Origin of the sequence: Stenotrophomonas pavanii (assembly GCF_900101175.1) — a bacterium.
In the GTDB taxonomy this organism is placed as follows: domain Bacteria; phylum Pseudomonadota; class Gammaproteobacteria; order Xanthomonadales; family Xanthomonadaceae; genus Stenotrophomonas; species Stenotrophomonas pavanii.
Genome location: NZ_FNFQ01000003.1, coordinates 77,546 through 97,089, shown reverse-complemented (window position 1 = coordinate 97,089; position 19,544 = coordinate 77,546). Strand labels below are relative to the sequence as shown.

At 65.2% G+C, this 19,544-nt stretch carries 24 protein-coding genes; 9 read left to right on the top strand and 15 right to left on the bottom strand.

Annotation, left to right across the window (positions count from 1 at the left end; translation table 11 throughout):
- Positions 1 to 35: 35 nt before the first annotated feature.
- Positions 36 to 1,361, bottom strand: a complete 1,326-nt coding sequence (locus BLS66_RS06670) for a GTP-binding protein (protein ID WP_074725485.1) — start codon at positions 1,359 to 1,361, stop codon at positions 36 to 38.
- A 68-nt stretch (positions 1,362 to 1,429) separates the two neighbouring features.
- Here BLS66_RS06670 and BLS66_RS06665 point away from each other — a divergent pair, with 68 nt between their 5' ends.
- Positions 1,430 to 1,804 (top strand): MerC domain-containing protein, encoded by a 375-nt coding sequence (locus tag BLS66_RS06665; protein WP_074725484.1) that lies wholly within the window; start codon positions 1,430 to 1,432, stop codon positions 1,802 to 1,804.
- Positions 1,805 to 1,899: 95 nt separating this feature from the next.
- Here BLS66_RS06665 and BLS66_RS06660 read toward each other — a convergent pair whose 3' ends face one another.
- Entirely contained in the window at positions 1,900 to 2,184 is a 285-nt protein-coding gene (locus BLS66_RS06660; protein ID WP_049466065.1) for a metal/formaldehyde-sensitive transcriptional repressor, read from the bottom strand.
- Between the two features lie 55 nt (positions 2,185 to 2,239).
- On the opposite strand from BLS66_RS06660, the gene dmeF reads away from it, so the two are divergent.
- A complete protein-coding gene (gene dmeF, locus BLS66_RS06655) occupies positions 2,240 to 3,214 on the top strand; it encodes a CDF family Co(II)/Ni(II) efflux transporter DmeF (protein WP_074725483.1) in 975 nt (324 codons plus the stop codon).
- Positions 3,215 to 3,251: 37 nt separating this feature from the next.
- On the opposite strand, the gene BLS66_RS06650 is transcribed toward dmeF, so the two are convergent.
- A complete protein-coding gene (locus BLS66_RS06650) occupies positions 3,252 to 3,536 on the bottom strand; it encodes a hypothetical protein (protein ID WP_005415073.1) in 285 nt (94 codons plus the stop codon).
- Between the two features lie 90 nt (positions 3,537 to 3,626).
- Between BLS66_RS06650 and BLS66_RS06645 the strand changes: the two genes are divergently transcribed.
- From BLS66_RS06645 to BLS66_RS06640, 3 genes are all read left to right on the top strand, one after another.
- A complete protein-coding gene (locus BLS66_RS06645) occupies positions 3,627 to 4,043 on the top strand; it encodes a hypothetical protein (RefSeq protein WP_074725482.1) in 417 nt (138 codons plus the stop codon).
- Between the two features lie 127 nt (positions 4,044 to 4,170).
- Complete coding sequence (locus tag BLS66_RS20490) at positions 4,171 to 4,845, top strand: hypothetical protein (protein WP_143025133.1); 675 nt, start codon at positions 4,171 to 4,173, stop codon at positions 4,843 to 4,845.
- A gap of 106 nt (positions 4,846 to 4,951) precedes the next feature.
- The gene (locus BLS66_RS06640; RefSeq protein ID WP_425513288.1) at positions 4,952 to 5,872 is read left to right on the top strand and encodes a class I SAM-dependent methyltransferase; all 921 of its coding nucleotides are present in this window, start codon (positions 4,952 to 4,954) and stop codon (positions 5,870 to 5,872) included.
- 3 nt (positions 5,873 to 5,875) lie between these two features.
- Here BLS66_RS06640 and BLS66_RS06635 read toward each other — a convergent pair whose 3' ends face one another.
- Both BLS66_RS06635 and BLS66_RS06630 read right to left on the bottom strand, forming a co-directional pair.
- Entirely contained in the window at positions 5,876 to 6,844 is a 969-nt protein-coding gene (locus BLS66_RS06635) for a polysaccharide deacetylase family protein (RefSeq protein WP_074725480.1), read from the bottom strand.
- 71 nt (positions 6,845 to 6,915) lie between these two features.
- Positions 6,916 to 7,560, bottom strand: coding sequence for a hypothetical protein (locus BLS66_RS06630; protein WP_208596515.1), 645 nt, complete (start codon positions 7,558 to 7,560; stop codon positions 6,916 to 6,918).
- 134 nt (positions 7,561 to 7,694) lie between these two features.
- Here BLS66_RS06630 and BLS66_RS06625 point away from each other — a divergent pair, with 134 nt between their 5' ends.
- Positions 7,695 to 8,375 (top strand): hypothetical protein, encoded by a 681-nt coding sequence (locus BLS66_RS06625; RefSeq protein ID WP_074725634.1) that lies wholly within the window; start codon positions 7,695 to 7,697, stop codon positions 8,373 to 8,375.
- A gap of 108 nt (positions 8,376 to 8,483) precedes the next feature.
- On the opposite strand, the gene BLS66_RS20730 is transcribed toward BLS66_RS06625, so the two are convergent.
- Positions 8,484 to 8,657 carry a hypothetical protein gene (locus tag BLS66_RS20730; RefSeq protein WP_005415066.1) on the bottom strand — a complete coding sequence of 58 codons (174 nt, stop codon included), beginning with the start codon at positions 8,655 to 8,657 and terminating at the stop codon, positions 8,484 to 8,486.
- A 9-nt stretch (positions 8,658 to 8,666) separates the two neighbouring features.
- Complete coding sequence (locus BLS66_RS06620) at positions 8,667 to 9,479, bottom strand: alpha/beta fold hydrolase (protein ID WP_074725478.1); 813 nt, start codon at positions 9,477 to 9,479, stop codon at positions 8,667 to 8,669.
- A 221-nt stretch (positions 9,480 to 9,700) separates the two neighbouring features.
- On the opposite strand from BLS66_RS06620, the gene BLS66_RS06615 reads away from it, so the two are divergent.
- Both BLS66_RS06615 and BLS66_RS06610 read left to right on the top strand, forming a co-directional pair.
- The gene (locus BLS66_RS06615; RefSeq protein ID WP_074725477.1) at positions 9,701 to 10,180 is read left to right on the top strand and encodes a nuclear transport factor 2 family protein; all 480 of its coding nucleotides are present in this window, start codon (positions 9,701 to 9,703) and stop codon (positions 10,178 to 10,180) included.
- Between the two features lie 75 nt (positions 10,181 to 10,255).
- On the top strand, positions 10,256 to 10,678 hold the full coding sequence (locus BLS66_RS06610) for an XVIPCD domain-containing protein (RefSeq protein ID WP_074725476.1): 423 nt from the start codon (positions 10,256 to 10,258) through the stop codon (positions 10,676 to 10,678).
- A gap of 63 nt (positions 10,679 to 10,741) precedes the next feature.
- On the opposite strand, the gene BLS66_RS06605 is transcribed toward BLS66_RS06610, so the two are convergent.
- The 8 genes from BLS66_RS06605 to BLS66_RS06565 all read right to left on the bottom strand — a co-directional run bounded on the left by BLS66_RS06605 (position 10,742) and on the right by BLS66_RS06565 (position 19,041).
- Positions 10,742 to 11,812 carry an XVIPCD domain-containing protein gene (locus BLS66_RS06605; RefSeq protein ID WP_074725475.1) on the bottom strand — a complete coding sequence of 357 codons (1,071 nt, stop codon included), beginning with the start codon at positions 11,810 to 11,812 and terminating at the stop codon, positions 10,742 to 10,744.
- Positions 11,813 to 11,849: 37 nt separating this feature from the next.
- The gene (locus BLS66_RS06600; RefSeq protein ID WP_057494953.1) at positions 11,850 to 12,425 is read right to left on the bottom strand and encodes a hypothetical protein; all 576 of its coding nucleotides are present in this window, start codon (positions 12,423 to 12,425) and stop codon (positions 11,850 to 11,852) included.
- A 144-nt stretch (positions 12,426 to 12,569) separates the two neighbouring features.
- Entirely contained in the window at positions 12,570 to 13,715 is a 1,146-nt protein-coding gene (locus BLS66_RS06595; protein ID WP_074725474.1) for a YncE family protein, read from the bottom strand.
- A 183-nt stretch (positions 13,716 to 13,898) separates the two neighbouring features.
- Positions 13,899 to 14,912 carry an XVIPCD domain-containing protein gene (locus BLS66_RS06590; protein WP_074725473.1) on the bottom strand — a complete coding sequence of 338 codons (1,014 nt, stop codon included), beginning with the start codon at positions 14,910 to 14,912 and terminating at the stop codon, positions 13,899 to 13,901.
- A 2-nt stretch (positions 14,913 to 14,914) separates the two neighbouring features.
- Complete coding sequence (locus BLS66_RS06585) at positions 14,915 to 15,550, bottom strand: hypothetical protein (RefSeq protein ID WP_074725472.1); 636 nt, start codon at positions 15,548 to 15,550, stop codon at positions 14,915 to 14,917.
- Positions 15,547 to 16,473 (bottom strand): XVIPCD domain-containing protein, encoded by a 927-nt coding sequence (locus tag BLS66_RS06580; protein WP_074725471.1) that lies wholly within the window; start codon positions 16,471 to 16,473, stop codon positions 15,547 to 15,549. Before BLS66_RS06580 ends, BLS66_RS06585 begins: the two co-directional genes overlap by 4 nt.
- A 133-nt stretch (positions 16,474 to 16,606) precedes the next feature.
- The gene (locus BLS66_RS06575; RefSeq protein WP_074725470.1) at positions 16,607 to 17,545 is read right to left on the bottom strand and encodes an XVIPCD domain-containing protein; all 939 of its coding nucleotides are present in this window, start codon (positions 17,543 to 17,545) and stop codon (positions 16,607 to 16,609) included.
- An 896-nt stretch (positions 17,546 to 18,441) separates the two neighbouring features.
- Positions 18,442 to 19,041, bottom strand: a complete 600-nt coding sequence (locus tag BLS66_RS06565) for a hypothetical protein (RefSeq protein ID WP_074725468.1) — start codon at positions 19,039 to 19,041, stop codon at positions 18,442 to 18,444.
- 213 nt (positions 19,042 to 19,254) lie between these two features.
- On the opposite strand from BLS66_RS06565, the gene BLS66_RS06560 reads away from it, so the two are divergent.
- Complete coding sequence (locus tag BLS66_RS06560) at positions 19,255 to 19,470, top strand: hypothetical protein (protein ID WP_208596514.1); 216 nt, start codon at positions 19,255 to 19,257, stop codon at positions 19,468 to 19,470.
- Positions 19,471 to 19,544: the final 74 nt, after the last annotated feature.

The following is a 19,544-nucleotide window of genomic DNA, read 5'->3' as shown; positions in this document are numbered from 1 at the left end:
CGCTGGCCGGCAACCCATCGATCCTCAGTGCACCGTCACCGCTTCCACACCGGGAATGCCTGCGGCATCTGCTGCCACAGCAGCGGTCCGGCACGCAGTTCCTGGTCGTTGAGCAGGCAGGCATCCAGTTCCGCACGGACCGCACGCTCATCCATGTGCACGCCGATCACCACCAGTTCCTGGCGGCGATCCCCCCACAACGGGTGCCACAGGCGCTGCATCGCCAGATGCGCGGCCGCATCCGGGAAGTGCTCCGGCCCCGGCAACGGTGCGCTCCAGCAATCGGCCTGCTGCCGCGCCCAGCCGAGGTCGCTGTACGGCAGCGGCGTGGGCGGCAGCAACGGCGGCGTGTCCTCCAGCCCTGCGCGTACGCGATCGCGCGCGGCATACCAGAACCCTGCGGCCTGCGTGCGTGTCGCGGCGCCGACGCTGCTCAGCTCACCCACCCAGTCCATGCGGTTGGCCAGCCAGAACCAGCCCTTGCTGCGGATCACGCCAGGCATGCCCGACTGCAGCGCGCGGGCGAAGCGGATGGGATGGAACGGTCGCCGCGAGCGGTAGACGAAACTGCCGATGCCGTACTCCTCGGTTTCCGGCGTGTGCTCGCCACGCAGTTCCTTCACCCAGCCCGGCGCACGTTGTGCACGCTCGAAGTCGAAGCGACCGGTGTCCAGCAGCTCGGCCAGCGGCACGTCACCGAAGCGGGACAGCAGCAGCTTGGCGTCGCGGTTCAGGCCGCGCAGCACGGCCAGCGTGTCCTGCAGCACTTCGTCATCGGTCTGGTCGACCTTGCTGACCACGATCACGTCGGCAAACTCGACCTGCTCACACAACAGGTCGACCACGCCGCGATCATCGTCCGGTCCGGCCTGCTGGCCACGCTCGGCCAGGCGCAGCGTCGAGCCGAAGTCGGCGAGGAACGCGCTGCCATCCACCACCGTCACCATCGTGTCCAGGCGCGCGATGTCACTCAGGCTGAAGCCCTGCTCGTCGCGTACCGCGAAGGTGGCCGCCACCGGCATCGGCTCGCCGATCCCGGTCGACTCGATCAGCAGATAGTCATAGCGCCCGGCATCGGCCAGCCGCCGCACTTCCTGCAGCAGGTCGTCGCGCAGCGTGCAGCAGATGCAGCCATTGCTGAATTCCACCAGCGTCTCTTCGGTGCGGCGCAGTTCGGCGCCGCCCTCGCGCAGCAGCTGCGCATCGATGTTGACCTCGCTCATGTCGTTGACGATGACCGCCACGCGCAGGCCCTCACGGTTGCGCAGGATCTGGTTGAGCAGGGTGGTCTTGCCGGCCCCCAGGAAGCCGGACAGCACGGTGACCGGAAGGCGACGGTCGGCGCGGGAAGCAGTGTTCATGTCGGAGCGGGTTGGCTGCGGAACGGAAATGTTACTGTATAACACTTGTTGCGCAAGGAGCCCCCCCGATGAAGTCACCGTCTGCCGCCCTGCTCGATGCCGGCGCGGTCGCCCTGTCCAGCCTGTGCCTGCTGCACTGCCTGGCGTTGCCCCTGCTTGCCGCCGCGCTGCCCCTGTTCGGCACCTGGGCCGAAGCGGAATGGGTCCACCTGCTGTTCGTGGCCATCGCCTTGCCGCTGACCGGCTACGCGCTGTGGCGCGCTGAACGCCGTCACCCGCTGCCGGTGCTGGCCTGGGCCACGGCCGGCACCGGGCTCGGCCTGCTGCTGGCCGGTGCACTGGCGCTGCCCTCGCACGACTGGGAAACACCGATGACGGTCACCGGCAGCCTGCTGCTGGCCGCCACGCATATCTGGAACGCGCGGCACCGCCACGGGGGGTAGAGTCGACTGTTAGTCGACTATCGCGCGAAGCGCGGGATCTCATGACGCCTGAGCGAAGAGCAGTCGACTAACAGTCGACTCTACCCGCCCTCGGCCTATTTGCCGTAGCGCCGCAGCAGCTCGACCAGCACCTCGGCCTCGGCCGCCCGCTGCTGCGGGTCTTCGGCGCCCACCACGTGTTCCTGCAGGTGCTCGTGCAGCAGCTCCATCAGCAGGCTGTGGGCGGCGCCGCGCACGGCGGCAACCTGCACCAGCACGTCCGCACAGTCGCCGGCCTCGCCCTCGGGCGTGTCCAGTGCCTGCTCCAGTGCCGCGACCTGGCCGGCGATGCGGCGCACCCGGGTCAGCAGCTGCTTTCGATTCCTGTGTACATGGGCCATGGCTGGATCATATACCCTATGGGGGTATCCACTCCACCTCCGTTGGTCACCCTCCATGCACCTGGACGCCCTCGCCGCCGCCCGTCGCCACGAACACCGCTTCGACGACGGCAATCCGCTGGCCGAACGCAATACCCGCCGCGCCCTGTGGCTCACCGTCAGCATGATGGTCGTGGAGATCGTCGGCGGCTGGTGGTTCAACTCCATGGCCGTGCTCGCCGATGGCTGGCACATGAGTTCGCATGCGCTGGCGCTCGGGCTTTCAGTGTTTGCGTACCGCTGCGCACGCCGCTACGCGCACGACCCGCGCTTCGCCTTCGGCACCTGGAAGATCGAGATCCTGGCCGGCTATACCAGCGCCATCGCCCTGCTCGGCGTGGCCGCGCTGATGGCCGTGCAATCGCTGGAGCGGCTGTGGGTACCGGCGCCGATCCACTACAACGAAGCCATCGCCATTGCGGCCGTCGGGCTGGGCGTGAACCTGCTGTGCGCCTGGTGGCTGCACGACAGCCCGGGCCACGCGCATCATCACCACAGTCATGCCCATCACCATGACCACGGGCATGGCCACCACCACCACGACCACGGCCATGCGCACGGTCACGATCTCAATCTGCGCTCGGCCTACGTCCATGTGCTGGCCGACGCCGCCACCTCGGTGCTGGCCATCGTCGCCCTGCTCGGCGGCAAGCTGCTCGGCCTGACCTGGCTGGACCCGGTGATGGGCCTGGTCGGCGCCGTGCTGGTCACGGTGTGGGCGGTCGGCCTGCTGCGCGACAGCGGCCGCATCCTGCTCGACGCGCAGATGGACGCGCCGGTGGTGGCCGAAGTGCGCGAAGTGATCGAACAGGGCCCGTGGCCGGCACGCCTGGCCGACCTGCACGTCTGGCAGGTCGGTCGCGGCAAGTACGCGGTCAGCGCCAGCGTGGTCACCAGTGACGCCACGCTGGATGCCGATACCGTGCGCAACGCGCTGGCGATCCATGAAGAGCTGGTGCATGTGACGGTGGAGATCCACCGCAGCGAGTGAGCCGCCAGGTAGTGCCGGCCGCTGGCCGGCACCCTCGCTAGAGCTTCAGCATCATCCGCAGCAGGTACATCAGCAGCGGCAGCGCACTCAGCACCGCACCGCCGATGCCGATCCATGGCCAGCGCTCGCCACGCACGCGCGAGGCCACTGCCAGGCCGCCGCCCACCAAGGCCGCGCCCAGCACGCCCACCCCCAGCCCAGCGGCCATGCCATTGCCACCGGCAGCGACTGCCGCCTGCGCCGCCACGGTGCCCGCGCCCCAGCCCACAGCAATCCCCAGCCAACTGGCCACGCCGCACCACGGTGCCTTGCCCTGCGCCATCCGAAAACCCCTGTGTCCTTGCCGAATTTCTGTACGGGCCACGCCCGCGTGCTGCCTACACTAGCCGCACCTGCCCTGTAGGGACATCCCATGCGCGCGCGCCGCCTGCTGCTGCCCGGTGCCCTCCTGCTGCTCACGGCCTGCGGCGACGATGCGCGGCTTCCCTTCTCCGCCGACCCATTGCAGGGCTGCTTCGCCACCGCCGCGCGCAAGCCCGCCGACTTCCGCATCGACAAGGAAGGCGGCCAGTACTTCGTTTCCTTCAGCCGTGGCGAGCAGTGGCAGCGCGAACCGAACGCCCTGCACAAGGCCACGTCCAGCGAGATCAGCCGTTACTTCCGCGACGACGCCGACCAGATCGACAGTGCCCTGATCCGCATGTCCGGCGGCTTCGGCATCTTCCACTTCAATAAGGGCGCGACGCTGAAAGGAAAAGCCAGCGACAGCGACTACATGGCGCTGATGCTGATCGGGGCCGGGCCGGTGTATGCGGTGAAGTGCGATTAGGCAATGGATCAACATTCAAACTAGTGAGAAAAGTTTGAAATGTGGTCAAGCACAGCGCAGGTCACAATCTGAAACATGAATATGTTTGAGCCTGATGTCTCCGCAACCGTAGAACGGAGACTCGCAGATGAGCAATCGCACGCTGATCCTGTGTCTGGCAATCGCCACGGCCTCGCCTGCATTCGCAGAAGCACCATTGAGTATCGACAGAACGGAGCTCGGCACCAAGGGGGAGATCATCATTGTTCGCCGTACAACTTGGCCGGACTTCGACGGCGGGCAGCTTCCAGTTGATCAGCATCTCAAGCCGGATGGATTTGGACGCCTGATCTATCGATACAGCGACCAGCCGGAGGCGACCAAGCTCTATCATCAAGCTTTCTGCGCTTCCATGGATATGGAACCATCTCAAGGCGAAGGGACGATTGAAGGGCCGGCAGCAGGCTGGGTGTGCACTCGTGAAAACACACCTGGTAATCCAACCTCAAAATTGAATTCGAAGAGTATTGACTGGGTTACGGCAACTGCGCCGAATGGACGTGTGCCTGTGGGTGTTTCCTATTACTCAACAGGCCAGATGAACGCAGAGAGCTCCGTCGCCGGAGCCCGAACAGCCAAGATTGGTGTTGACAACGGCAGATGCTACCTTAGCGATACACGTCATTACTCATCCCCCTTCTATCTCAGCGAGGGAATTGGCGTCGTCTGCACCGTAATGGAGTCACGATTCGTGAGCACCTCCCTGGACGTGTGCATACCAAAGCAATGCGCATCCAATCGCGGAACTCAGTTCGCCCAGTAGGCAACTGATCTTAGGCGGCCTTCAGCCTTTCACTGAAGGCCGTGCCGCGGCATCCCGTCATACTGATTGATTGCACACGCCTCACAGACCGTTGTTCTCAACGACCATGGTCAGAAACCACTCTTTCAACACATCATGGGGGCTGCGGTACCATGCCCTCCCCCGAACCGCCCCGGTACCCGCCGTGCCCCATTACACCGGCCCCCTGCTGACCCGCGACAGCGCCGACACCCTGCGCCGTGCCCGTGACAGGGGCGCCGCCGACTGGCAGGGCTCGCTCGATCTCGGCCGCAGCCAGGACAGCGTGGCGCTGGACGCGGATGGCTTCCACTTCCGGGGCCAGCCTTACCCCTGGCCGGGCAAGCTGAAGGACCGCACGCTGTACTACTGGGATGGCGAGGAATTCGCGCCGATCTCGCGCTACAGCGGCTCGCTGATCAAGCTGGTGCCGACCGAATGGGGCGCACCGACCTTCGAGATCGACGGCATCAAGATGCTGCCGACCTCGAAGCTGTCGCCATTCGAGGATGCGCGCCGCAAGGTGGAGCTGGTCGCCCCGGCCGGCAAGGTCATCCTCGATACCTGCGGTGGTCTCGGCTACTTCGCCGCCTGTGCGCTGGAAGCCGGTGTCGGCCAGATCCGCTCGTTCGAGAAGAACGCCGATGTGATGTGGCTGCGCACGCTCAACCCGTGGTCGCCGGATCCGGACTCGGCTGCCGCCGGTGGCCGCCTGCAGTTCAGCCACGGTGACGTCTCGCAGCAGATCGAACAGGTGGCCAGCAACAGTGTCGACGCGATCCTGCACGACCCACCGCGCTTCGGCATCGCCGGCGAGCTGTACTCACAGGTATTCTACGACCACCTCGCCCGCGTCATCCGCAAGGGCGGCCGCCTGTTCCATTACACCGGCGCGCCGAACAAGCTGACCAGCGGCCGCGACGTGCCGCGTGAAGTGGCCAAGCGCCTGGAAAAGGCGGGTTTCAAGGCCGAACTGGCGCTGGACGGCGTGCTGGCCGTCAAGCGCTGAGCGTCACTCCGAATCGACCTTGGCCAGCTTCATCACCCACGCCGGCACCTCGAGTTCGCCGGCGTAGAAGTCCTTGGGCTTGTTCTCCGCCATCGCCCAGCGGTGCAGCCAGCTCGGGCCATAGCGGCCGTTGTAGCCCTCGGCACCCCGCGCGTAGGCCGGGTCACGCATCGCCTCGTCCAGTGAAATGAAGCGATAGCCGCGGCGCTTCGTGGCCGCCACCAGTTCGGCAAACGTCGCCGCGTTGAGCTCATTGGCGTGCATCAGCCACACCTGCGGCAGCGCGTACCCCAGCAGCGCCTGCGACTGTTTCTCGTAATAGTCCAGCTTGTTCAGCATGTACGGCACGTAGCCCTTGCGCAGCTGCGCCAGCGTCGCTGCGCGCGCGGGCGAGTCAGCCTGCTCGTTCATCACGTTGGCATAGGCGAACGCCCACACCCACTCACCGTTGTCCACCGTCACCGGCGCCACGCGGTAGCCATGCTGCTTGAAGAACCCATCCATCTGCATGCGCTCATCCGCAGTACGGCCAGCGCGCAGGTAGGGGTGGCGCATCCACTGTGGCGCCTGCCCCTTCTCGGCCAGCAACGGCCGCAGCACCGTCTCGCCGCGCAGGAAATCCTGCTGGAACGCCGCCACGCCCTTCGCATTCAGATCCATGTGCGAATAGGTGTGATTGCCCAGCACATAGCCGGCATCGCGCCAGTCGCGCAGCATCTGCACCCGCGCCGGCTGCACCTGTCCATCCACCTCAAGCTTGTTCTCGTTGACGAAGCCGACCACCGGCACGCCTGCCTGACGCAGCTGGGCCATCAACGCCTCATGCCGCGCCTGCAGGTCCGGCGGCACGATCTGGTCCAACCGTGCCCATGGCAGATCATCGATGGTCACCGCGATGCGGCGGTCCACCTCGGCGGCGTGCACCGCCAGCGACAGCAGCAACAACGGCAACGCACGCAGCAACAAGCGCATCGGGTCTTCCCTGGAGTGGCGAGGCGTCGACTGTAGCGCGATTGGCGTGCGCCGCCGAGCGTGCGCTCGGATCAGCCCGCCCGGGCCCGCGCGATCGCCCGCCACAGGCCGATGCCCCCCATCATCGTCGCCAGCAGCAACATCGCCAGCACCAGCGCCAGGTCATCCGGATTGCGCATCAACGTCGCGTTCTCGCGCGCCAGGATATGGAACACCACGTGTTGCGCCTGCGCCAACGGGGTATCGCCCTCCGCCACCAGGTCCATCAGGCACGCCGTGGGTGACAGCCGTGCCACGCTGTTCCATGCAGTCTCGTACAGGTACAGCGTCCATCCGGCCAGGCCCAGCGCTGCGCCATGCAGCACCATCAGCGCCACGTTCGCCGTGCGGAGCCGATCGCGCAGCCACAGCGCGCGGCTGGCACACACTGCCATCGCACCCAGCAGCGCCAATGCAATGCCCGCGACCGGGATCCAGCTCAGCGGCTGCCAGTCGTCCAACGCACCGGCGCGTGCCATCACCTGTTCGGCCATCTGCAGCCGCGCGTGCGCATCCGGGCCACCACAGGCCTCGGTGATCGGTTCCAGCAGCAGATCGACGCGACAATGGAAGAACCCGGACGCCAGTGCCATGGACAACAGTGCGACCAGCTGCAGCATCAGCAGGATCGGCCCCTGCCCACAGATGCGGCGGATTCGGGACGTGGCAGGGCTCATCGGTTCATCCATGACAGCAAACAACCATCCTAACCAAGCGCTTCGCACGTGTCGGCTGGCGGATGCGACATGCGGCGCATGGCACCGCTACGATGGCGGGGCTGTCCGAGTCCGCAAGTCCCAAGGTGTTCCCGATGGTGATGCTGTACCTGGTCGTACGAACGCTGCTGCCACTGCTGGCGTTCGTGCTCGCGTGGTGGTGGCTGGCACGCCTGATCAATGCGCGCGCCGCCCGGCTGCCACGTGTCCCGTTGAATCTGCCGGCGCACAGCAGCAGCCCGCGCAGGAAGGATCGGCGCATCTACGCGCGCACGCTGCGGCGCAGGCCGGGCCTGCGTACGGCTACCCGCGCCGCCACCGCACCCCGCAGCTGGCACGTCGCTGCGGCCATCCTCTCGCTGCTGGTGCTGATCGCCACCGTGCTGGCCATCCCCGACGGCGCGCGCTTCCAGGTGATGATGGGGAACCTGATCGGCTATCCGAGTGCCCTCATCGAGGTGCGGGCTCCCGTGGCCGCACAGCCGGTGGTGCTGCAGGCGTGGCGGCCCGCACTCGCCCAGCTGGGGCGGCCCACAGTGATGCGCTACCCGATCGCCCGCACCGGTGGCGAGCATGAAGCCCATGCGGTCGTGCCCGTGCAGGTCCGCCAGCAGCCCGACCGGCTGCAGGTGGCCATCGCCCTGCCGGTGGACACCGAAATGCTGCGTGCGGAACTGGCACGGCTGGCCGGTTTGCCGATCGAGGCGATCAACGTGCAGCAACGCGACGTTGCGCCTTGGAGGGAGTCGGGCTGGCAGCCGCTGCCCGGCCCGTAGCGCCGAGCCCATGCTCGGCGGCCTTTGCCCCATCCCGGTAGGCACGCGCTTCGCGCCCCAGCCGAGCATCGGCCCGGCCCTACACCAGGGCCACACCCAGCCTATGAATCACGACCCACGCGGCAGCTTCGCCGCCCACATGTTGTCGACTAGGTTGGGATAGCGTCGCCCGTTCTCCTCGGCACGTTGCCGTGCCGCCGCCTTCTGCGCATCCGACAGCGGTTGCGACGTCTGGCCCTTGGGGTTGGGCTTCTTCCACGGGGGGGTTCTGGTCTGGCGCATGGCCGCAGCTTAGCGCTTCAGGAAGTTCAGCAGGGCCAGATTGAAGCGGTCGGCGTGGCTGGTGTTGCAGCCATGCGGCGCGCCTTCCAGGATCACCACTTCGCTGCCTTTGATGGCCTTGTGGGTACGCTGGCCGGAGCCCTCGAACGGCACGATGGCATCGCTGTCACCGTGCAGGATCAGGGTCGGCACCGTGATCTGCCTCAGGTCATCCCGGAAATCAGTGGTGGCAAACGCGTGCATGCAGCCCAGCGCCGCCGTCTGGTCGGATTGATGGCACAGCGCGATCGCCGCCTGGCGCGTCTCTTCGGTCACCATCAGCTGGCCATTGGCGCTGAAGAAGTCGCGGGTGAAGCCGTCGAAGAACGCCTCGCGGTCCTTCTCCAATCCGTTGCGCATTTCATCAGCCTTGTCCTGGGTCAGCGGACCTTCCGCATTGTCGTCACTACGCAGCAGGAACGGCGGCACCGCCGCAGCGAACACCACACTGTGCAGGCGACCCTGGCCGTGGTTGGCCACGTAGCGCGCCACCTCGCCACCGCCCATCGAGAATCCGACCAAGGTGGCATCGCGCAGGTCACGTTCCTCGATCAACCCCGCCAGGTCTGCCGCCAGGGTGTCGTAGTCATAGCCGTCGGCCGGCTTGTCAGAGCGGCCAAAGCCGCGCCGGTCGTAGCTGATCACGCGGTGCTGTGCATCGCGCAGGATCGCCACCTGAGTCTTCCAGGCATCGGCGGACAGCGGCCAGCCGTGGATCAGGATCACCGGGCGGCCGTCGCCACCGGTATCTTCAACATGCAGGCGGATGCGGGAAGCAGGCATGGGCGCTCCTGTGGAAGGGGAGGATTGCAGGCTAGCGGCCGCGCCCTGTGGCAGCCGTGAGGGAATCACGCCCCCTCATGACATCGCCTGCACATGCCGCCACGCGAAGCCGCACCGGCCTGGCCGGCCTTCGCACCGCGCCCAGGCGGTTTCGTCGCAGGGCCGTACCGCCGCGGTCACCGGCATGTCAGCCTTCGCGCACCGTCCCCTGGAGTTTCGCCATGCTGCTGCTCACCCTGCCCCTGCTGGCCGCCGGCCTGGTTGCCGCGCCCGCGCCGCCCGATGACCTGGGCGAGCAGATCCGCCAGGCCGATACCCAACTATTCGCCATGGCCTTCGAGGCCTGCGACGCCGACAAGGCCGCCGCGATGACCACCGAAGACATGGAGTTCTTCCATGACAAGGATGGCAAATCGGCCAGCAACCGCGAGGACTTCCGCCGCAGCGTGGCCAGCCTGTGTGACAGCACGCGCAAGGGCGGCTGGCGCCTTCGCCGCGAGCGGGTCGAGCCCTCGCTGCAGGTGTTCCCGCTGCATGATGAGCGAGCCCTGGAAATCGGCGACCACCGCTTTTACGAGCGCGGCAAGGACGGGGTGGAACGCTGGGTCGGCCAGGCCCGTTTCATCCAGGTCTGGCGCCGCGTGGATGGGCACTGGCTGGCCGAACGGGTGATCAGCTATGACCACCGGCCGGCGGACTGACCTTTCCGGCGCCCTTCACCGGCCGGATCTATACTGGCGGGGTTCACCCCGACCCACCGCTACCGTTCGATCGCCATGGCAGAACTCACCCCCAACCACCCCGACTATGGCCTCCATCAGCAGGTCCGCCAGGGCGTGTCCGCTCTGGATGCCCAGCATGGCCGTGCGTTCGACCAGACCAGTGAGCGCCTGACCGCCAGCCTGACCGTACTCGCCCGCGAGCAGGGCCTGCAGCAGGTCGACCACGTGCTGGTCAGCAACGCCACGGCCCAGCACCCGGCCGGGCACAACATCTTCGTGGTGCAGGGCGACCCGGCCAACCCGGCGCACCTGCGCGCGATGATGCCGACGGCCGTGGCGGCGCAGACGCCGGTGGAGCAGTCGATGCAGAAATTGGGGTTGGCCCCGCAGCAGCCGGCCGTGGGGTTAGTGCCCGAACAGCAGGCCCGTGAGCAGGAACAGGAGCAGCAGCAGAACCCGGTACACCGTCTGGGCTGATCCGCCTGCAGTGTTACTGGCGGCCCAGCGCGAGTACGGCGGCTCGCCGTGGCGCTTGCTGCGCTAGGCCATGCGCGGACCGGACTGCTCCTGCACTTGGCGCTGCTGCAGCTCATCCTGCGTGCGCACCTGTGCAGACTGCGACAGCTGCTCGGCACGCTCGAACGAAGTTTCTGCCGGTGTCTGCGCAGCCGCCGCTGCTGGCATGCTGGCGCGCAGCTGTGCCGGATCGTTGCGCTCGCCCTGCACGATGAAGATGTTCTGCGCAGCGTCGGCCTGCGCGGTGCGATCGCTCAGCAACACATGGTCGACCTGGGTCAGGCCGTTCGCCTTGGCAAGGACGTACAGGCTGGCGCTGATGTTCTCGCTGGTGGCGTCGAAGTCGCGGCCCCGCTCTGCATCCAGCAGCGCCACGCCCCGGTGGATCTGCGAGAGCAGCGGATCGTTACCGTGCCGGGCCAGACGATCACCGCTTCGTTCGCCCATGCCCTCAGCGTCACTCAGCATGTGTTGCTTGAAACTACGCTCCGGCATGGGATTGGTTTTCCTCTGATTGAGCTCGCTGTCCGGAAACGGCGGATCAATGCTGTCCACGCCATGGATGTTGCGCAGCGGTCGGAATCCATCCTTGCCTGCCCCCTTGATGTCCAGGGGAATGCGGACATCCGGAAGAAGCTGCCCAGCAGGACCTCCCAGCGCGTTCACGTCGATACTTCTTTTCCGCTCGATGCCTGCGTGGTTCAAGGCTTCCCAGGTGAAGTCCACGCAGTTGTTGCGCACGTCCTGATAGTGCTTGCTGAAGCCGAACTTCTCCGGGTCCGATCCGAACTGCTGGAGCTTCCTGTACTGGTCTTCGCTGATCTCGAGCGTGCGGGTATAGCGCGGGTCCTTATAGACCGTTGCGTCGTCCTCCATGATGGTGCCAGGACCATTCACGCTTCCGTGCTCCTTGGGAGCAAATCCATAGCTCTTCGCAGGCACGCCGGGTGCATGCAGGACGTAGAACATGTGGCCGGGGGCGGACGTCTGCGGAATGCCCTCCGCGTCGACGGCCTGCTTGCGCGTCCTGGGGTCGATCAGCGGCGTGCCAGGAGCAGCGATAACGATCTCTACGGTATAGCGTGGCTTGTCCATAAGTTAATTCCTTCGTTCCTTCCGGTGGTGAGGTCGTTTACTTGCCTGGCAGTCGGGCGGCATGTACCCGCAACTGAGCCGAGTAATGCTGCAGTTCCGGCGTGGCCTTTACCGTGCGAACCTGAACGCGATAGCGGGTGTCAGGCTCCACTGGCAGAGCAACCAGGCTCAGCGTGTACTGGCCGTCACTGCCCATGTGCGGTGACGTGTACCGCCATTCGCTGGATGCATGCCATTCTGGAAGCGGCTCACCTGCATTAAGTACCCCGGCCTGGTAGCTGTCGTAGGTGGGAACATCCTTCCAGGCATCGGCGACCCGTTGCTGCAGGGTCACCTCGAACGGGACCCTCAATGCGCCCACGTCTGGCTCATCGGGCCTTCGCGTCCCCTGGCGCCGTAACTCCAACTCCACGGCGTAGGTGCGATGTGGAATGTAATTTCGCGCGTTCATCTCGAACTCGAACTTCACCCCTTGGCCCGGCTGATCCACAGCGATCGGCTGCGCCAGATCCAGCGGCTCGGGTGGGACAGGATCACGCCCGGAACAGGCGCCCAGCCCTGTGCTCAACATGATCAACAGGCCGACGCGCAGCCAGCGGTGGATACCCAGCATGATTCAGATCCTTTGGCTCCCTGCCATGGGGTTCAACCCTAGCGGGTTGGCGCTGGGTACTGCAACCGAGCAAAGAAAAAGGCAAGGCCTGCGCCCTGCCTTCTTCATGCGACGCGCGACGGCGCGGGGCCTTGCGTCAGCGCATTACAGCTGGATGCGCGCTACGCTCTCATCAGCGCCCTTGTCGTCCTTCTCGCCGTTCTTGATACTCACGAACAGCACGTTGTTCTTCGCATCCAGTGCCAGGCTGTTCGGGTGGGTCGGCACCTTGTAGGTCGCCACCTTCTGGTAGCTGTCACTGTTGTACGCCGTCACCGTACCGGCTTCGCGGTTGGTCACGTACAGGCGCTTGCGCGGTGCATCCAGCAGGATGCCCAGCGGGCCGGCATCGGTCGGGATGCTGGCCAGTTCCTTGCCGGTGCTGCGGTCGAGCACCAGCACGCGCTGGCCCGGATGCTTGCTGACCAGGCCACTGCTCTTGGCCTGGTAGCCACGCAGCATCTCCGAGCCCTGGTCGGTGACGAACAGGCGCTTGCCGGCCGGGTCCAGCGCGATGTTCATCGGCTGCTCGGCGGCAATCTTGTGCTGCGCCACGACCTTGTTCGAATCGGTGCCCACCACCACCAGCTCGGCCAGCAGGTTGCTGGTGTAGACGCGCTTGTTGGCGGCATCCAGCGCCAGGCCCGGTGCCTTGGCATTGCCCAGGCCGTCGATGGTGTTGATCACCTTCAGTGTGTTCGTATCGATCACGAACAGCACGCTGCTCACGTCCGGCTGGCTGCTGTGGCCGGTCACGTACAGGCGGTTGGCCGCGCTGTCGACCACCAGCTCGCGCAGGTCATGGGTGTAGGCGGCCTTGCCGTCCTTGCCGGTCTTCTTCTCCATCAGCTGGATGGTGCCGACGGCCTTGTTCTGCGCGGTGTCGACCACGGTCACCGACAGGTCCACGGTGTTGCCCACGTACAGGCGGTTGTGGGCGTCATCCAGCACCACGCCGAACGCCTTGCGCTCCAGCGGGATGCGGGTTTCCACGGCCAGCGTGGCCGGGTTCAGGCGCAGCACCTGGGCCGGGCCGGCGTCATCGCCGAAACCGCCGGAGGAGGCCACGAACACGGCGTTCTGTTTCGGGCTGTAGGCCAGCTCATACAGGCCCTTGGCCACGCCCTGGCGCTGCACGGCCGCGGTGGCGCTGGCGGCGGGTGCGTTGTCGGCGAATGCAGAAGGCGTGCCGAGGCTGAGCGATACAGCAAGGGCCAGGGCGGCCGAACGGAAGAGAGGAGTACGGAACATGCGAGCGTCCTTGAATGGGCACGGGAAGGTGTCCTGGCTCGCTGGGCCGTACTGCGACGGCCCGACCTGCATCTGTCTGCGCGGGTGGGCTGGCTGGGGTTGCCGGGGAATGGTAGCAGGTGGGGGGCGTGGCGTGCGCCGGTGCAGGCATGGCACACGCTCGACCTTGGCGCTGCCCTCCGGCTATGCCATCCGTGGGCCGTGGCTCTGTTGCAGCTGCTGCTCTTCCTGCAGGCGCTGCACATCGCGCTGCGGCAGGTTCTGCGGCAACTGCGCCACCCGTTCGAACGAGGCCTCTACCGGTGCCTGCGCTGCCAGCTCCGCCGGCATGCTGGCGCGCTGGTGTGCCGGGTCACTGCGGTCCCCCTGCACGATGAACAGCTTCGGCGCGGTATCACCGCGCGGCTCGCCCAGCACCACTTCGTCCACACGCGAGAACTGCTGCTCCTTCGACAGCGCGAGCAGGCTGGCACTGACATTGCCGTTGTGTGCACCGAAAGCGCCGAGGTCGGCCACCTGCAGGTGGATCTGGTTGAGGCGGGCATGATCGTCGTGCGCCGGGTCTGCGGGCGTGCCGCTTGCCGCGAGGGTGCTGTTGCCGCGCCACTGCTCGCCGTTCTCGGTGAACATCCACTCGCGGAATGTCTGCTTCGGCATCGGGTTCCACTGCACCCTGTCCAGCTCGCTGCCCTTCACCTGCTGCGGAATGGCATTGACGGCGCGAATGTTGTCCAGGACCTTGGTGGCGCCCTCGTAGTTGTTGATCTCCCCGGCCAACCCAACCGGGCGCAGGCCTGCGTGGTTCAGGGCACCCCATGCAAAATCGGTGCAGGCGTTGGAGAAGAAGTCGTAGTTCATGTCGAAGCCGTGCTTCTTCGGGTCTGCGGAGAACTCGAGGATGCGGTCGTACTGCTCCTTGCTGATCTCGATCGTGCGCTCGAAGCGGGGTTTGTCGTAGACCGACACATCCATGTCATCGACTTTGCCCCTGTTCGGCTCGTCCTTGGTGCCTGCGTGGGTGAAACCAATGCTCTCCGGCAAGGGTTCACCCGAACGGCGCAGCGACAGGAACATGTGCCCCGCGAACGAAGGCTCCAGCAGAAACCTGTTTCCCTCGGCATCACGGCCGTAGCGCGGCGTGCCGGGGGCCGCCAGATGGATGGTCACGCTGTAGCGCTCGGCATCGTCCTTGTGCATGTCTACTTTCCTAGTGATTGGTAGCCAACGATCAGTTCTGCGTTCAGGCCATCCAGCTGGGGTCGATCCTCCACAAGGTCGACCCGCAGAACGTAGCGCCCGGGTGCAACGCCTCCGACCTGCGCCAGCTGCAGCGTGCGATAGAGCAGGTCTTCAGAGTACAACCCGGCCTCGGCCAAGCTGTTGATGTCCACGCTCGCCGTCGTCAGGTCTGTGACCACGCCATCATCCCCGATCTTCTGCGAGTCGCGTCCATCGCGGGTACGCTGCCAGAGCTGTACATGACGAGGCGCGCTGCCATCAATCCGTTCCAGGCGCAGCCGCGTTGGCAAACGTCCGAGAGTGATCTTCTCCGAAGCATCCAGCAGCCGTCGCGCGTCGGTATCCTGCAGCCGCAACCCAATGTTCAGGATCGGAATGGCCGGCTTCTGGGGTGCCGGCAAATCAAACGTGACCTCGGCAATCCGACCGGCCTTCTGCAACTGCACGGCCCGCGTGAACGGCACAACCGTGCGGGCCTCGGCCTGTGCGCGCGTCAGCAGGGGCGGCGCAACCTCAGGCGCTGGTGACGCACGGCATGCCGCCAGCGCGCCCAGCACCGCCAGTACCACCAGCGCCCGCCGCAGTGGTCGCGTCATTGCTCCTTCAACCGCAGCGAATCGGCTACATCGGTCTTGGCCGCCACCTCGGTGGCGATGCTGGCGCGGCGATGCCCCGGGTCGTTGCGGTCGCCCTGCACGATGAAGATGCTCTCGGCGGCATGGCTGTTCTGGGTCGGCCGGCTCAGCAGCACGTGGTCCACGTGCGAGAGATTGTTCTGCTTGGCCAGCACCAGCAGACTGGCACTGATGCGCTGGCTGGCGGCATCGAACGGGCGACCATGCGCAGCGTCCAGCTCCGCTACCTTCTGGATCAGCTGCGAGAACAGGCGATGGTCTGGGTGCGAAGGGTCCAGCAGCGTGCCGGCCACTTCAATCGGCGTCGGCGGCGGCTCATTGCTGGCGCGGTCGCCCTGGCGATGATGCTCGGCCTCACGCTCGGGCATCGCATGATGGGTCTCGGCATTCAGATCGCTGCCCGGGAACGGCGCGGCGATGCACTGGATCTCCGGCAGGTTGAACAGCACCGCGAACTCGCCCAGGTTGCTGCCGCCGTCCAGCGGCGCCGGCAGCGGATGCAGGCCGGCATAGTGCAGCGCCGCCCAGACGAAATCGCTGCAACGGTTGACGGTGGCCGGGCGATCCACATCGAATTCGAACTCGGCCGGTTCCTCGGCGAAATCACGCAGGCAGCCGTAGTGCTCTTCGGTGATTTCCAGGGTGCGGCTGTAGTACGGGTCCAGATGCTCGTCGGCATCGTCGTGGCGCACCTGCGCGTACTGCACGCCGGTACGGGTTTCGCCCGGCGCGTGGCGCGGTGGCGCGAAGCCGTAGCTGTGGACCTCGTCGCCCGCAGCGACATGCAGGTACATGTGGCCGCGCGGCGAGACGCCTCCACTTTTCAGCGGGGTGCCAGGGGCGGCCAGATAAAGGGTTAAGGTGTAGCGTGTTGCCTGCTCCATGCCTGTTCAGCCTTGATGGGTGCTGCGGTCCTGGGCGGATGATGGCATAGGTGGGATGGGGGGCAGGTGGAGATGGAAGCAGTTTCGAGGCCGAGGCGCTCGAAACTGTGATCTTCCGTGCAGTCGCTGGAAGTCAGCCCATCTGCAGCGGCGCCCGGGATTGCTCCAGGGCTGGCTCCTGCGGCGCCAAGGAGGCGCGCTCCTGCTGGGCCTGCGAAATCTGCTCGACCTTGGCGAATGACTGCTCCACCGGTGTTCGCGCAGCCTCCTCCGCCGTCATCGACGCCCGCACATGGGCAGGATCGTTGAGCTCCCCCTGCACCACGAACAGTCGCTGCGCCGAACCATTGCTTGGAGCGTTACCCAACACCACATGATCGACATGCTCCAGCCCGTTCTCCTTGGCAGTGGCCAACAACCCCAAGGAAATCCGCTCGCTGGTCCCGTCATAGGAACGGCCGTGCGCCTCATCGATGCCCGCAACTCCCTTGCGGATGGAATCGAGCATATCCCGATCGTCCCGCGGCAGTTGCTCATCGCTGATGATTCGCTGGAACAGCGTTCTCTCCGGCATTTTGTTGTAGTGCTCGGTATTCAACGCGCTATCTGGAAAGGGCGCGCGAATGCTGCGGATGTGTTCCACATTGCTTAGTGGCTTCAGTCCACCTTCGAAACTCTTGTCTTGCATGAACAGCGCATTGGTGCGATGAAGCCCCGCGTGATTCAGGGCGCCCCAAGTGAAATCAATGCAACTGTTGTTGAGCCCGTGATACTCCGTATTGAACCCGTGCTTATCCGGCGCAGCACCAAATGCCTTGAGCTTTTCGTACTGATCTTTCGAGATTTCGAGCGTCCGCTGATAGAAGGGGTTCTGGTACTCCCGCGCGTCAGAGTCATAAACCTTGCCGGGACCGGTCGTTGCCCCATGCTCCTTCGGCGCAAAGCCATAGCTGATGCTCTCACGGCCATCGTCCACCGTGTAGTAGACGTGACCCGCAGCAGATGTTCCACCCTCCAATAGTGGGGTTCCTGGTGCCGCAACGTAGACTGTCACGCGATATCGCTCGTCCATGAAGTGCTCCTATTTTGATCTATGCTTGTAGGCGACCAGCAATTCTGCCGGGATTGGCGCAAGGCGCACCGAGGGGTCAAGTAACTCCACACTCAGGCGATATCGACCTGGAGAGAGGTTCTGGCCCCATGCCATTGCCAACTGCTTGTAGTGCCCTTGCGGACTGGACAGCCCCGCTGCCTCAAGTGAAGTGTCGTCCACGTCATCAAGCCACACTGTTGAAACGTGCCCATCAGTGTTGATTGGCACAAGAGTCGCGGTCGTTCCTGGCTGCTGCTCAACACGCACGAGTGGAGCATTTGCCTCACCCATTTCCCCGAGCCGAGTGAGGAGCACGCGTGCAGGCAGACCAGCGCGTTGAATCGTCAAGGCCCGCTCGAGCGCTGCTGCGCCATCCCCCCCACTTACGCGAACGGCAACCAGGAGTGTTGGCGTGGCGCTTCTACCGGGCGGCTCAAGATCGAACTCTACTACCATGGGCTCGGCCATTGACGCCAACGTAAGCGGCCTGACAAGCGGCACGTTGTTCTGCGCAGCACTGGAAGAAGGCTCAGGACGCGGCGGAGCGGTCTGTGCCTGGCAAGCGCTCAGCAGAATTAAAGCCAAGCATGCGCCTGCTCCCAGTATCCGTCGTCCCAGTCGCCGCATCGTCCGTCCTCGCTTCAGCTTTGATTGATAGGTGTTTTCTCGCCGGACCTTCTTATACACGCAGGCCTGGAAGCAATCTATGACGGCTGCCGCCACAGAACGAGAGAACTGGGCCCACAGCGAATGGGACAGCTGCTGATCAGTCGCCCGGGGGCTGCAGAGCAGGGAGCATTGACGACCCAATGCGGGCTTGTCCTAGCGCAGCCTATGGAACGGCCAATCGTTGAGGCTGTTGACTGTCCATAGTCCTATTTCACGTTGTAGTTGGCGACGAGAAGCTCGATGTTGAGATGTGCAACGTCCGGATTGCCCTGAAGGTTGGTCACCTTTAGCCGGTAATTCCCGGCCGTCAGATCCCCGGAATCAGCACGGGCCACCTCGTACTCCCTGTAGGCCAGGGACATGTCGTACTTTCCTGCATTGACCAGACTGTTCGAATCCGCGCCGACGGCGCTCCTGTACTCATACACGTCGCCCTTGGCCGGTTGATATCGGCTGCCCTGCCAGACACTAGGCAGATCGCGATTCAATACCTGTAGCGCTATGGGCGTGTCGGTATCGCCCTCCAGCTTCCACAGCTGCACCTTCAGGGGAATCCGGGCGTCTTCAAGGAAGTCGACATCGCCCGGTTTCATGTCCGGGCGCTTGGCAGGCCCACCGGTACGGAATCCGATCAGGAACGTGCGAGGTTTGGGATCTTTCTCCCAAGGCGGCGGCAATTCAAAACGCGCCTCTACCGTCGCACCCGCATGGACCAGGTCCATCGGCTTGGCGACGGGGAAACCATCGCCATACATCTGGGGTGCCTGCGTACCACAGCCGCCCATAAGCAGGGGCAGCAGTACCATCCATGGCCTCAGTAGGTGTCGCATCCGTTCCTCACATTCGAGCACTCACTTGTCGGCAGTTTATACACCGCACAGGCCGGCAGGACCTGAACTGGCTTCACATAACCTTGGGGTGGGACGGGGATTCCCGCCGATGAACATTGCACGGGCCAGTTCTGGAGTTAGCAGGCATGCGATGGTGCAGGCACTATTCCTGCACTCGGGAGGATGACCATGACCACGCTCGACCCCGTATGGCTGAAAGCCTTCGACAAGGAGCTCCTCCACCTGTTCGCCATCGACCATAGCGACGCCGGCATGGATGAGCACCTGCTGGGCTGCTACACAGACCTCACGCCGCGCGAGGCGGCGCTCGCCTTCGGCAGCGACTACGACCTGGAGCGCGACGATGCGCTGTGGCCGCGGCCCGGCATGGCGCTGCAAAGTTAAGCTGTGTCGCAATTGGCACGCCGCGCGAATAGGCCCGGTGAGCTACGTGTCGCTTTTGGGATCACGAACAGCTG

What these genes read in the sequence shown, in the direction of transcription:
- BLS66_RS06670 (WP_074725485.1), bottom strand. Translation starts at nt 1,361, where the DNA reads ATGAACACTGCTTCCCGCGCCGACCGTCGCCTTCCGGTCACCGTGCTG.
- BLS66_RS06665 (WP_074725484.1), top strand. Translation starts at nt 1,430, where the DNA reads ATGAAGTCACCGTCTGCCGCCCTGCTCGATGCCGGCGCGGTCGCCCTG.
- BLS66_RS06660 (WP_049466065.1), bottom strand. Translation starts at nt 2,184, where the DNA reads ATGGCCCATGTACACAGGAATCGAAAGCAGCTGCTGACCCGGGTGCGC.
- dmeF (WP_074725483.1), top strand. Translation starts at nt 2,240, where the DNA reads ATGCACCTGGACGCCCTCGCCGCCGCCCGTCGCCACGAACACCGCTTC.
- BLS66_RS06650 (WP_005415073.1), bottom strand. Translation starts at nt 3,536, where the DNA reads ATGGCGCAGGGCAAGGCACCGTGGTGCGGCGTGGCCAGTTGGCTGGGG.
- BLS66_RS06645 (WP_074725482.1), top strand. Translation starts at nt 3,627, where the DNA reads ATGCGCGCGCGCCGCCTGCTGCTGCCCGGTGCCCTCCTGCTGCTCACG.
- BLS66_RS20490 (WP_143025133.1), top strand. Translation starts at nt 4,171, where the DNA reads ATGAGCAATCGCACGCTGATCCTGTGTCTGGCAATCGCCACGGCCTCG.
- BLS66_RS06640 (WP_425513288.1), top strand. Translation starts at nt 4,952, where the DNA reads ATGGTCAGAAACCACTCTTTCAACACATCATGGGGGCTGCGGTACCAT.
- BLS66_RS06635 (WP_074725480.1), bottom strand. Translation starts at nt 6,844, where the DNA reads ATGCGCTTGTTGCTGCGTGCGTTGCCGTTGTTGCTGCTGTCGCTGGCG.
- BLS66_RS06630 (WP_208596515.1), bottom strand. Translation starts at nt 7,560, where the DNA reads ATGAGCCCTGCCACGTCCCGAATCCGCCGCATCTGTGGGCAGGGGCCG.
- BLS66_RS06625 (WP_074725634.1), top strand. Translation starts at nt 7,695, where the DNA reads ATGGTGATGCTGTACCTGGTCGTACGAACGCTGCTGCCACTGCTGGCG.
- BLS66_RS20730 (WP_005415066.1), bottom strand. Translation starts at nt 8,657, where the DNA reads ATGCGCCAGACCAGAACCCCCCCGTGGAAGAAGCCCAACCCCAAGGGC.
- BLS66_RS06620 (WP_074725478.1), bottom strand. Translation starts at nt 9,479, where the DNA reads ATGCCTGCTTCCCGCATCCGCCTGCATGTTGAAGATACCGGTGGCGAC.
- BLS66_RS06615 (WP_074725477.1), top strand. Translation starts at nt 9,701, where the DNA reads ATGCTGCTGCTCACCCTGCCCCTGCTGGCCGCCGGCCTGGTTGCCGCG.
- BLS66_RS06610 (WP_074725476.1), top strand. Translation starts at nt 10,256, where the DNA reads ATGGCAGAACTCACCCCCAACCACCCCGACTATGGCCTCCATCAGCAG.
- BLS66_RS06605 (WP_074725475.1), bottom strand. Translation starts at nt 11,812, where the DNA reads ATGGACAAGCCACGCTATACCGTAGAGATCGTTATCGCTGCTCCTGGC.
- BLS66_RS06600 (WP_057494953.1), bottom strand. Translation starts at nt 12,425, where the DNA reads ATGCTGGGTATCCACCGCTGGCTGCGCGTCGGCCTGTTGATCATGTTG.
- BLS66_RS06595 (WP_074725474.1), bottom strand. Translation starts at nt 13,715, where the DNA reads ATGTTCCGTACTCCTCTCTTCCGTTCGGCCGCCCTGGCCCTTGCTGTA.
- BLS66_RS06590 (WP_074725473.1), bottom strand. Translation starts at nt 14,912, where the DNA reads ATGCACAAGGACGATGCCGAGCGCTACAGCGTGACCATCCATCTGGCG.
- BLS66_RS06585 (WP_074725472.1), bottom strand. Translation starts at nt 15,550, where the DNA reads ATGACGCGACCACTGCGGCGGGCGCTGGTGGTACTGGCGGTGCTGGGC.
- BLS66_RS06580 (WP_074725471.1), bottom strand. Translation starts at nt 16,473, where the DNA reads ATGGAGCAGGCAACACGCTACACCTTAACCCTTTATCTGGCCGCCCCT.
- BLS66_RS06575 (WP_074725470.1), bottom strand. Translation starts at nt 17,545, where the DNA reads ATGGACGAGCGATATCGCGTGACAGTCTACGTTGCGGCACCAGGAACC.
- BLS66_RS06565 (WP_074725468.1), bottom strand. Translation starts at nt 19,041, where the DNA reads ATGGTACTGCTGCCCCTGCTTATGGGCGGCTGTGGTACGCAGGCACCC.
- BLS66_RS06560 (WP_208596514.1), top strand. Translation starts at nt 19,255, where the DNA reads ATGACCACGCTCGACCCCGTATGGCTGAAAGCCTTCGACAAGGAGCTC.